Annotated in this window: 10 protein-coding genes; 9 read left to right on the forward strand and 1 reads right to left on the reverse strand. The window is 72.1% G+C overall.

Annotated features, from left to right (window positions below):
- Window positions 1-13 precede the first annotated feature (13 nt).
- Genes menD through JAP66_RS08425 form a run of 3 tightly spaced genes read left to right on the forward strand, consistent with a single transcriptional unit; the run spans window position 14 to window position 3,706 of the window.
- Entirely contained in the window at window positions 14-1,684 is a 1,671-nt protein-coding gene (menD, locus tag JAP66_RS08415) for a 2-succinyl-5-enolpyruvyl-6-hydroxy-3-cyclohexene-1-carboxylic-acid synthase (RefSeq protein WP_199431141.1), read from the forward strand.
- A gap of 50 nt (window positions 1,685-1,734) precedes the next feature.
- A complete protein-coding gene (locus JAP66_RS08420; RefSeq protein ID WP_199431022.1) occupies window positions 1,735-3,237 on the forward strand; it encodes a M1 family metallopeptidase in 1,503 nt (500 codons plus the stop codon).
- Window positions 3,238-3,262: 25 nt separating this feature from the next.
- Window positions 3,263-3,706, forward strand: coding sequence for a DUF3592 domain-containing protein (locus JAP66_RS08425; protein WP_199431142.1), 444 nt, complete (start codon window positions 3,263-3,265; stop codon window positions 3,704-3,706).
- 15 nt (window positions 3,707-3,721) lie between these two features.
- Here the strand turns inward: JAP66_RS08425 and JAP66_RS08430 are convergent, their stop codons facing one another.
- Entirely contained in the window at window positions 3,722-4,555 is an 834-nt protein-coding gene (locus JAP66_RS08430) for an inositol monophosphatase family protein (protein ID WP_199431023.1), read from the reverse strand.
- Window positions 4,556-4,732: 177 nt separating this feature from the next.
- On the opposite strand from JAP66_RS08430, the gene JAP66_RS08435 reads away from it, so the two are divergent.
- The 6 genes from JAP66_RS08435 (at window position 4,733) to JAP66_RS08460 (ending at window position 10,440) form a co-directional block, all read left to right on the forward strand.
- Window positions 4,733-5,851: a glycosyltransferase family 4 protein gene (locus JAP66_RS08435; RefSeq protein WP_199431024.1), complete on the forward strand. Its 1,119-nt coding sequence runs from the start codon at window positions 4,733-4,735 to the stop codon at window positions 5,849-5,851.
- Window position 5,852: 1 nt separating this feature from the next.
- Complete coding sequence (locus JAP66_RS08440) at window positions 5,853-6,956, forward strand: glycosyltransferase (RefSeq protein WP_199431025.1); 1,104 nt, start codon at window positions 5,853-5,855, stop codon at window positions 6,954-6,956.
- A gap of 137 nt (window positions 6,957-7,093) precedes the next feature.
- Window positions 7,094-7,801 (forward strand): demethylmenaquinone methyltransferase, encoded by a 708-nt coding sequence (locus JAP66_RS08445; RefSeq protein ID WP_199431026.1) that lies wholly within the window; start codon window positions 7,094-7,096, stop codon window positions 7,799-7,801.
- Entirely contained in the window at window positions 7,798-9,072 is a 1,275-nt protein-coding gene (locus JAP66_RS08450) for a geranylgeranyl reductase family protein (RefSeq protein WP_199431027.1), read from the forward strand. Before JAP66_RS08445 ends, JAP66_RS08450 begins: the two co-directional genes overlap by 4 nt.
- Window positions 9,073-9,528: 456 nt before the next feature.
- Entirely contained in the window at window positions 9,529-9,885 is a 357-nt protein-coding gene (locus tag JAP66_RS08455; protein WP_199431143.1) for an NADH-quinone oxidoreductase subunit A, read from the forward strand.
- A 6-nt stretch (window positions 9,886-9,891) separates the two neighbouring features.
- Window positions 9,892-10,440, forward strand: a complete 549-nt coding sequence (locus tag JAP66_RS08460) for a NuoB/complex I 20 kDa subunit family protein (RefSeq protein ID WP_199431028.1) — start codon at window positions 9,892-9,894, stop codon at window positions 10,438-10,440.
- Window positions 10,441-10,443: the final 3 nt, after the last annotated feature.

A 10,443-nucleotide genomic window follows, 5' to 3' on the forward strand; every position in this document is an offset into this window, starting at 1 on the left:
GGGGGTTTCGCCGGTGAACCCGTCCACCGCGCAGGCGAGGGTGATCGTCGACGAGCTCGTTCGCAACACCGTTTCCCACGTGGTGCTCAGCCCCGGCTCCCGTAACGCACCGCTCTCGCTGGCGCTGTACGACGCCGCGGCGGCAGGGAAGCTGAGCCTGCACGTCCGGATCGACGAGCGGGGTGCCGCCTTCCTGGCGCTGGGCATCGCCGCGCGCACCGGTCGCCCGGTCGCCGTCGTCTGCACCTCGGGCACGGCCGCCGCCAACTTCCACCCCGCCGTGCTGGAGGCCGACCGGGCCGGGGTGCCGCTGATCGTCCTCACCGCGGACCGGCCGCCCGAGCTGCGGGCCGCGGGTGCCAACCAGGTCATCGACCAGCAGCGCCTCTACGGCGGCGCCGTACGCTACTTCGACGAGCTGGCCGTGGCCGAGCGCAGAGCCGGGCAGAACGCGTACTGGCGCAGCCAGATCTGCCGGGCCTGGAACGCCGCGTACGGCGAGTGGCGATGCGGGCCCGTGCACCTCAACGTGCCGTTCCGCGAGCCGCTGGTGCCCGACGGCGACGAGCACTGGTACGAGTCGCTCGAAGGCCGCCCCCGCGGGGCCCGCTGGACCGAGCTGCGTGACTTCGGCGCGCTGCCGTCGTTCGTGGTCCCCTCGACGCGGCACGGCCTGGTGATCGCCTGCGACGCCGGGGTGCGTGCCGCCAGCGAATGGGCCGAGCAGCACGGCTGGCCCGTCGTCTCCGAGACCGGCGGCCTCGGCCTGGGTGGCGGCACTGCCATCTCGTCCGGGACGTGGCTGCTCGGCGTCGAGGGATTCCTCGCCGAGCACAAGCCGGAGCAGGTGCTCTGCATCGGACGGCCGACGGTGTTCCGCCCGGTCCAGGAGCTGCTGTCCGATCCGGATGTCGAGGTCCTGCTGGTGCGCCCCGACTCCGACTGGCCCGCACCCGCGCACAACGTCCGGCAGGTCGGGCAGTGGTTCGACGAGCCGACCAAGCCGGCCGACGCGGAGTGGCTCGGGCGCTGGCAGCGCGCCGACGTCGCCGCGGCCACGGCGGTGCGCGGGGCACTCGCCGAGGAGTCCTGGCCGAGCGGCCTGCGGCTGGCGACCGAACTCGTCGACGGGCTTCCGCCCGACGCGCTGCTCGTCGTCGGCTCGTCCAACCCGGCGCGCGACGTCGCACTGGCCGGCGGGCGGCGGCCGGACGTGCTGGTGCACCGCAACCGTGGCGTCGCCGGGATCGACGGCACGGTGTCCACCGCCATCGGTGCCGCCACCGTCCACCACGGACCGTCCTACGCCCTGCTCGGTGACCTGACGTTCCTGCACGACATCAACGGCCTGCTCACCGGGCCCGCCGAGGCGCGCCCCGACCTCACGATCGTCGTGCTCAACGACGACGGCGGCGGCATCTTCTCCCTGCTCGAACAGGGCGCGCCCGAGCACGGCCAGGGTTTCGAACGGGTCTTCGGCACCCCGCACGACGCCGATCTCGGTGCCCTGTGCGCCGGTTACCGCGTGCCGTACACGCTGGCCGAGACGCTGACCGAGTTCCGGGCCGCGCTGCGTCCCGAACCCGGCCTGCGGGTGGTGGAGGTGCGGGTGGACCGCACCCGGCACCGAGACCTGCACGCCCGGGTGCGCGCCGCCGTCTCCGCGGCCGTCTCCGGCGAATGACCCCACGATCGGCCGTGTCGCGGCAGCCGGTTCCTCGCTAGGTTCCCCGCATGGGGTTCACAGCTCGCGCCGGCACCGGCGCTGTCGCGGCAGCACTCGTCGCCGTCCTGTTCACCACCTCGGCCAGTGCCGTGCCCGACCCGGGCGCGCCCGGCCTCGGTGACCCGTACTACCCGGGCGCGGGCAACGGCGGCTACGACGTCGCCCACTACGACATCCGGCTGACCTACCGGCCCGAGGCCGACCGGCTGGCGGGCACCACGACGATCCTCGCCACCACGAGGCAGGAGCTGTCCAGGTTCAACCTGGACTTCGGGCTGAAGGTGCGCTCGGTGCGCGTCAACAACCAGCCCGCGCGGTTCGCCACCGACCCGGACGACCCGAGCGAGCTGGTGGTCACCCCGCACACGCCGCTCGCGGAGAACCAGCCGGTGACGGTGGTCGTCAACTACGCCGACACGCCGTCGAAGGTCGCCATCGACGGCTTCACCGCGTGGAAGCGGACCGACACCGGCGCGCTCGCGGTCGACGAGCCGCACATCGCGGAGTGGTGGTTCCCGTCCAACGACCATCCCACCGACAAGGCCACCTACGACGTGTCGGTGGAGGTGCCCGACGACGTGTCGGCGTTGTCCAACGGCAGCCTCGTGCGCAAGACCAAGCAGCGGGCGGGCTGGACGCGCTGGAACTGGCGCAGCACCGAGCCGCAGACGACGTACCTGGCGTTTCTCGCGATCGGTGACTACGAGGTGCTGCAGTCCACGACGCCGAGCGGGCAGCCGTTCATCACCGCCTACGACCCGGCCCTCGGCGCGAGCCTGCCCGCCGCGAAGGCGAGTATCGAGCGCAGCCCCGAGGTCGTGGAGTTCCTGGAGCCCTACTTCGGCCCGTACCCGTTCGAGGCGCAGGGCGGGATCGCGACCACCGGGCTCGGCTTCGCGCTGGAGAACCAGACGCGGTCGGTGTACGACCAGGCCTTCTTCCGGGCGGGTACCAACATGTCGGTGGTCGTGCACGAGAGCGCGCACCAGTGGTTCGGCGACTCCGTCGCGCTGGCCGAGTGGAGCGACATCTGGCTCAACGAGGGCTTCGCCAGCTACGCGGAGTTCCTGTGGTCCGAGCACGTCGGCGAGGGCACGGCGGACGAGCTGGCCCGCTACCTCTACGACTCCTACCCGGCCGACGACGAGTTCTGGCAGGTGCTGCCGGGCGATCCCGGCCCGGAGAACCAGTTCCACTCCGCGGTGTACGACCGGGGCGCGCTCACCGTTCACGCGCTGCGCGAGGCCGTCGGCGACGAGGCGTTCTTCACGATCCTGCGGACGTGGCTGGAGCGGAAGAAGGGCAGCCACGGCACCACCGAGGAGTTCGTCGCGCTGGCCGAGGAGATCTCCGGCGAGCAGCTGGACGAGCTGTTCCGGACCTGGCTGTTCACGCCCGGCAAGCCGGCGGCGGCACCCGGTGCGGCGGCCGCGCGGACGGCCGCGGTGGCGGAACCGCCCTCGTACCGGGAGATCCGGCGCACGCACGACCAGCTGGCCACGCGGAGGTGACGGCGGCGGCTATGCTCGCCGCGTGATGGCGGGCAACGAGCGAGCGTGGCGGATCGGCGCCCGCGCGCTGTTCGGTGTCGCCGCTGTCATCACCCTGCTGTGCGTGCTGCTGGTCTTCGCGGCTATCCGCAACGACGACGCGATCTCCGACAACCACGGCACGGCGACCGCGCAGGTCGAGCAGGTGCTGTTCGACCGGACCATCATCCGGTTCGAGACCCCGGACGGGGTCGCGCACAGCCCCGCGAACGGCGTGCTCTACCCGGACGGCCTTGTCGAGGGGCAGCTCGTCCGGATCGAGTACGACACGACGGATCCCGAACTGGCGCGGGTCGCCGGGCGCAGCTGGCTGCTGACCCTGTTGCCGGTGGGCACGACGATCCTGTTCACGTGGCTGGTGGCCGGGCCGCTGCTGTGGTGGATCCGCTCCCGCCTGCGCGCCCCGGTCGTGAGTGCGCACACGAGTTAGAACTCGTGTAGCCACTCACGAGGGGTCGGGAGCCAGCCACCAGGACAGGACCTCCTCGGCCGCACCGGGCGCCGCCACCAGCAGGCCGTCCGCGGGCAGGACGGAGTCCTCGCCGCGGCGGTCGAGCACCACGGCGCCGGCCTCGATCGCCAGCGCGATCGCGCCCGCGACGTCCCACTCGTGGTAGCGGTGCAGCACGGCCGCGGTGGCATGGCCCAGCGCCACCTGCGCGATCGACAGCGCCGCCGAGCCGAGCACCCGGACACCGGCATGCTCGGCGGCGGCGCGCTCGATGAACCCGCCGAGTCCCGGCCACGAACCCTGGCGGGTGAGCTCGGTGCACACGATCGCGCCAACCGTGCCGCGCTGCCCGGTGAGCTCGACCGGCCGCCCGTTGGCCCGCGTGCCACGGCCGCGCGCGGCGGCGTAGATCTGCCCGCGGTAGGGGTCGGCGACCACGCCGACCACCGGCCCCGACGCGTCGACGAGCGCGAGGCTGTAGGCACACCACGGGATCCCCGCGACATAGTTGGCGGTGCCGTCGACCGGATCGACCAGCCAGCGGTACTCCGCCGCGTCGGCGGTGGGCTCGGCACCGAACTCCGCGCCGATCACCGGCATACCGGGGAACTCGGCGGTCAGCACGCGGCGGGTGTGGCGTTCGAGCGTGCGATCGGTGTCGGTGACCCAGTCGAACGGTGACTCCTCGGTACCCGGGCGCGCGCCACGGCCCGCGGTCGCCGTGATCACGTCGGTGGCGTCGTTGGCGAGACGCCCGGCGACCTCGAGCGCTCTGGACAGCAGACCGGGCTCGACCGGCTGCCAGGTGCGGGACGACAGGAGTGCCATACGTCTCTAGCCTGGCCACGCCGAGTGACCGGAATGCGACATCGAGGTGACGTTCGGCCCGCCATTGCCCGACGAACCGGCCGGGCGCGCTACCGACCGAAGAGTTCCGCTGCCGTTGACCCGGCGGTCACGCGGCTGTGGCCAGGACGGACCGGATCGGCTGCGACAGTGCGCATCGTGCGAGTCGCCATTGTCACCGAGAGCTTCCTACCGCAGGTGAACGGCGTGACCAACTCCGTGCTCCGCGTCGTGGAGCACCTGCGCGAGCGCGCGCACGACGTGCTGGTGATCGCGCCGGGTGCCGGGCCCGAGTCCTACCGCGGCGCACCGGTCGTGCGGGTCCCGGCTGTCGGGCTGCCGGTCGTGAACTCGCTGCCGATCGGCGTGCCCACCCGGACGGTGCTCACCGCGCTGGCCGAGTTCCGGCCGGACGTGGTGCACCTGGCCTCGCCGTTCGTGGTCGGCGCGCGCGGGCTGGCCGCGGCCAGGCGGCTCGGCGTGCCGTCGGTGGCCGTCTACCAGACCGACATCGCCGGCTTCGCCGCCGCCTACGGCCTCGGCCTCGGTGCCCGCGCCGCATGGCGCTGGGTGCGCCGCCTGCACGGCAGGGCGGACCGGACGCTGGCCCCGTCCACCCACTCGGTGCGCGAGCTGCGGCTGCACGGCGTGCCCAGGGTGCACCGCTGGGGGCGGGGCGTGGACCTCGGCCGGTTCGACCCGGACCACGCCGACAGCGCGCTACGCGCCGAGCTGGCCCCTGACGGTGAGCTGCTGGTCGGCTTCGTCGGCAGGCTCGCCCCGGAGAAGGAGGTCGAGCGCCTGGTCCCGCTGGCCGGTGTGCCGGGAGTGCGGGTCGTGGTGGTCGGCGACGGCCCCGGCCTGCCGGGCCTGCGTGAGCGGATGCCCGGCGCCGCGTTCCTCGGCGCCCGCTACGGGGCCGAGCTGGCGACGATCTACGCGAGCTTCGACGTGTTCGTGCACACCGGCCCGCACGAGACGTTCTGCCAGGCGGTGCAGGAGGCGATGGCCTCCGGGCTTCCGGTGCTCGCCCCGGCCGCGGGCGGTCCCCGCGACCTGGTGCGCTCCGGCCGCACGGGGTACCTGCTGCCGGTCGAGCCCGCCGCGTTCACGGCGGAACTGCTGGCCCGCGTGGACGAGCTGCGCGATGCCGGCGTGCGCACGCGGATGGGCAGGCTGGCGCGACGGAGCGTGCTCGGGCGCGGCTGGCCCGAGGTGTGCCAGGAGCTGATGGGCCACTACGAGGCCGTGCTCGGCGGGGTCGCGAGGGCGGCGTGACGTGCACATCGTCCAGCTGGCGAACTTCTACGGGCCACGCTCGGGCGGCCTGCGCACGGCGCTGCACCACCTGGGCGCCGGGTACGTCGCGAGCGGGCACCGGGTCACGCTCGTCGTGCCCGGCCCGCGGCACGCCGACGAGGAGCTGGCCACCGGCGTCCGGCGCTACTCGCTGCCCGCGCCGAGGATCCCCGGCACCGGCGGCTATCGCGCCGTCGACCCGCACCGGGTGCGCGCGGTGCTGCGCGAGCTGCGGCCGGATCGGCTGGAGGTCTCGGACCGGCTGACGTTGCGCGGGATGGGCCGGTGGGCCCGCGACCGGGGCATACCGAGCACGGTGATCTCCCATGAGCGGCTCGACCGCCTGCTGGAGCAGTTCCTGCTGCCCGCGCCGCTCGCCCGCCGGGTCGCCGACGCCGCCAACCGCCGCCTGGCGGGCGGCTACGACACGGTGGTGTGCACCACGTCGTTCGCGCGTGCCGAGTTCGATCGGATCGCCGCGCCGAACGTGCGCCGGGTGCCGCTCGGCGTGGACCTGCGCGCGTTCACGCCGACCTTGCGCGACGACGGCTGGCGGCACGCGCTGTCCCGCGGCGCCGACGCGTTGCTCGTCCACTGTGGCCGGCTCTCGCCGGAGAAACACGTGGAGCGCAGTGTGGACGCCGTCGCCGAGCTGACCGAGTCCGGCGTCAGTGCACGGCTGGTGGTGGCGGGCGACGGGCCGCGCCGTCATGCGCTGGAGCGCCGTGCCCGCGGGCTGCCGGTCACCTTCCTCGGCTTCGTGTCCGATCGCCCCGCGGTCGCCAGGCTGCTTGCCAGTGCGGACATCTCGCTCGCGCCGGGCCCGCACGAGACGTTCGGGCTCGCGGCGCTGGAGGCGCTGGCCTCCGGAACGCCCGTGGTGGTGTCGGCCTCATCGGCGTTGCGCGAGATCGTGGGCCCCGCCTGCGGTGCCGCGGTCGCCGATCACGCACCGGCGTTCGCGACGGCGGTCACCGCGCTGCTGGCGCGCCCGGAGAGCGCGCGCCGTGCCGCGGCCCGTGCCAGGGCAGAGGACTTCGCCTGGCCCGTGTCTGTGCGCGGGATGCTCGCCGCGCTCGGCTGACCTCGTGTCCGCGCCCGGCGTACACGTGTCGGCCGTCTGTGCACGCCGGTCCGTACGCGGAGCGCGGACACATGTGCCGGAACCGCTGACACCGGTGCATGGCACGCGGACACGCCGGGGGCGGCTAGGGTCGGGGCATGTCCCGAGCGAGCCTGGACAAGGATCCGCGCGAAGTCGCCGCCATGTTCGACGATGTCGCCGCCGGCTACGACCGCGCGAACTCGGTGATGACGTTCGGCTTCGACCGCCGCTGGCGCATCACCACCTCCCGGGTGCTGGACGCGCGCGAAGGCGAGAAGGTCCTCGACCTCGCGGCCGGTACGGGCGTGTCGACCCAGGAGTACACACATGCCGGCGCGTGGTGTGTGGCGGCGGACTTCTCACTCGGCATGCTCCGCAACGGCAGGCACCGCGGCGTGCCGATGGTCGCCGCCGACGCGTTGCGCCTGCCCTTCGCCGACGAGAGCTTCGACGCCGCGACGATCACCTTCGGCGTCCGCAACTTCGTCGACACCTCCGCGGCACTCACCGAGATCGCCCGGGTCGTGCGGCCCGGCGGCAGGCTGGTCATCTGTGAGATATCCACGCCGACGAACGCCCTGATCCGGTTCGCCTACCGCAGGTTCGTGCTGCGCGCGATGACGTGGCTCGGCCGCCGCTCCTCGACCAACCCCGACGCCTACGCCTACCTGGCCGAGTCCATGCTGAACTGGCCCGACCAGCGCGGGCTCGCCGAGATCATCGCGGCCGCGGGCTGGCGGAAGGTCGAGTGGATGAACCTCACATTCGGCGTCGTCGCGATCCACCGGGCGAGGAAACCGGCTTCCGTAGACTCGGCCGCATGACTCACGACGCCGAGGTCATCGTCGTCGGTGCCGGTCCAGCCGGTTCCACCGTCGCCACCTACCTCGCCCGCGCGGGCGTGGACGTGCTCCTGCTGGAGAAGACCGCCTTCCCGCGCGAGAAGGTCTGCGGTGACGGACTCACACCGCGCGGCGTCAAGCAGCTCATCGACCTCGGCCTGGACACCAGCCAGGAGGCGGGCTGGGTGCACAGCAGGGGACTGCGCATTCTCACCGGCGAGCTCACCCTCGAACTCGACTGGCCGGACCTCGCCAGCTACCCGGCCTACGGCGTCTCCCGCACCCGGCACGACTTCGACGACCTGCTCGCCAGAACCGCGATGAAGGCGGGCGCGCGGCTGCACGAGCGCACCACGGTCACCGGCGCGATCACCGACGAGCGCACCGGCCGGGTCGTCGGCGTGCAGGGCAAGGCGGGTGAGGACAAGCGCCCGGTCGCCTATCGCGCGCCGCTGGTGCTGGCCTGCGACGGCGTGTCCGCGCGGCTGGCGCTGTCCGTCGGCATCGACAAAGACGAGAAGCGGCCGATGGGCGTCGCCGTGCGGCGCTACTACCGGAGCCCGCGCCACGACGACCCGTTCATCGAGGGCCACCTCGAACTGTGGGACCGCAGCGACCCGGCCCGGCCGCGGCTGCTGCCCGGCTACGGCTGGGCGTTCCCGCTCGGCGACGGCACCGTGAACGTCGGGCTCGGCATCCTGTCCACCTCGAAGGCCTTCCGCAACACCGACTATCGCGCGCTGCTGCGGTCGTGGCTGGACTCCACCCCGGAGGAGTGGGGCTACCGCGAGGAGAACGCGGTCGGCCGCATTGGCGGTGCGGGCCTGCCGATGGGCTTCAACCGCACCCCGCACTACCGCGACGGGCTGCTGCTGCTCGGCGACGCGGGCGGGATGGTGAGCCCGTTCAACGGGGAGGGCATCTCCGCGGCGATGGAGTCCGCCCAGCTCGCCGCCGAGCACGTGGTGCAGGCGCTCGCGCGCCCGGAGGGTCCCTCCCGGGAGCGGGTGTTGCGTCGTTACCCGGAGGCGCTCGCCGAGGAGATGGGCGGCTACTACCGGCTCGGCAACGCCTTCGCCAGGGCCATCGGCAAGCCGGCCGTGATGCGGGCTGCGACGAAGTACGGGCTGCGCGTCAACCCGCTCATCCCGCTCGTCTACAAGGGCCTCTCCGGCTGCTTCGACGCCAAGGGCGGCGACCTCGTCGACCGGCTCATCTCCGCGGCGTCCCGGCTCACCCCTGCTCCGCGCTGACGTGGGATACCTCACAGTACGCGCGTACTCCAGGGCGGTGCCGAGTACGACCCGTCCTTTTTGTGCTGGTCGGCAGCGCTACGGCGATTGGACTCCGCGGTTCGGTGTCCGAGAGCTTAGGTAAGCCTTATACCACGGGGCTAGCGACAAGCCTGTGAGTCGCGTCCTACACTGACCCCATGCCTTGTGAACGGCTTCACAACTTCGACCGGAAGCTTGTGAACTATTTCACAAGCAGGTGTGATTCATCGGTTGCGACAGGGGTGGTCGGGCACGCCGAGTAAGGGTGGCCTAACCCTCGGCCGTGTGATGCAGGTCCCTTAGGGTGCCGCCGAGGTAGTTGCACAAGACCACGTCCAACGCAGCGGCGCGGAAAGGATTGGTGCCGGAGTGTTGCTGTCGGAAGCCGCGGTAGGGGTGGTGCAGGCGCAGGAGAGTGCGGGGCCCGGCCTGGACATGTACCTGCCGTTGGTGTTGCTCTTCGCGCTCGCCGTCGCGTTCGGCGTCTTCTCCGTGCTGCTCGGACCACTCCTCGGGCCCAGCAGGTACAACAAGGCCAAGTTCTCCGCGTACGAGTGCGGCATCGAGCCGTCGCCGCAGCCGGTGGTGGGTGGTGGCCGGATGCCGGTCGCCTACTACGTCACGGCGATGCTGTTCATTCTTTTCGACATCGAGATGGTGTTCCTGTTCCCGTACGCCGTTTCGGCCGACGCTCTCGGCCTGTGGGGTGTCGTGGCGGTCACGCTGTTCATCTCGACGTTCTTCATCGCCGACATCTACGTGTGGCGGCGCGGCGGGCTGGATTGGAATTAGCGAATCATGGGTCTCGAAGAGAAGCTACCCAACGGAATCCTGTTGGCCAGCCTGGAAGGCCTGGTCAACTGGGCACGCAAGAACTCGCTGTGGCCTGCGACCTTCGGGCTCGCCTGCTGCGCGATCGAGATGATGACCACCGGCGGCTCCCGCTACGACATCGCGCGCTTCGGCATGGAGCGGTTCAGCGCGACGCCGCGGCAGGCCGACCTGATGATCGTCGCCGGCCGGGTGACGCAGAAGATGGCCCCGGTCCTGCGCCAGATCTACGACCAGATGGCCGAGCCGCGCTGGGTGCTCGCGATGGGCGTGTGCGCCTCCTCCGGCGGGATGTTCAACAACTACGCCGTCGTGCAGGGCGTGGACCACATCGTGCCGGTCGACATGTACCTGCCCGGCTGCCCGCCGCGGCCGGAGATGCTGCTCGACGCGATCCTCAAGCTGCACGCCAAGATCCAGGACGAGCCGATGGGGCCGCGCCGCGCGGCGCTGCGTGCCGCAAGCGGTGAGACCACCGAGATCGTCCCGTCGTCGATCAAGTACGCGAAGAAGTGAGCC

This window comes from Qaidamihabitans albus (assembly GCF_016464705.1).
Classification (GTDB): Bacteria; Actinomycetota; Actinomycetes; order Mycobacteriales; family Pseudonocardiaceae; genus Qaidamihabitans; species Qaidamihabitans albus.

Coding starts and splice junctions, on each gene's coding strand:
- JAP66_RS08420 (WP_199431022.1), top strand. CDS start 1,735: ATGGGGTTCACAGCTCGCGCCGGCACCGGCGCTGTCGCGGCAGCACTC.
- JAP66_RS08425 (WP_199431142.1), top strand. CDS start 3,263: ATGGCGGGCAACGAGCGAGCGTGGCGGATCGGCGCCCGCGCGCTGTTC.
- JAP66_RS08430 (WP_199431023.1), bottom strand. CDS start 4,555: ATGGCACTCCTGTCGTCCCGCACCTGGCAGCCGGTCGAGCCCGGTCTG.
- JAP66_RS08445 (WP_199431026.1), top strand. CDS start 7,094: ATGTCCCGAGCGAGCCTGGACAAGGATCCGCGCGAAGTCGCCGCCATG.
- JAP66_RS08450 (WP_199431027.1), top strand. CDS start 7,798: ATGACTCACGACGCCGAGGTCATCGTCGTCGGTGCCGGTCCAGCCGGT.
- JAP66_RS08455 (WP_199431143.1), top strand. CDS start 9,529: ATGTACCTGCCGTTGGTGTTGCTCTTCGCGCTCGCCGTCGCGTTCGGC.
- JAP66_RS08460 (WP_199431028.1), top strand. CDS start 9,892: ATGGGTCTCGAAGAGAAGCTACCCAACGGAATCCTGTTGGCCAGCCTG.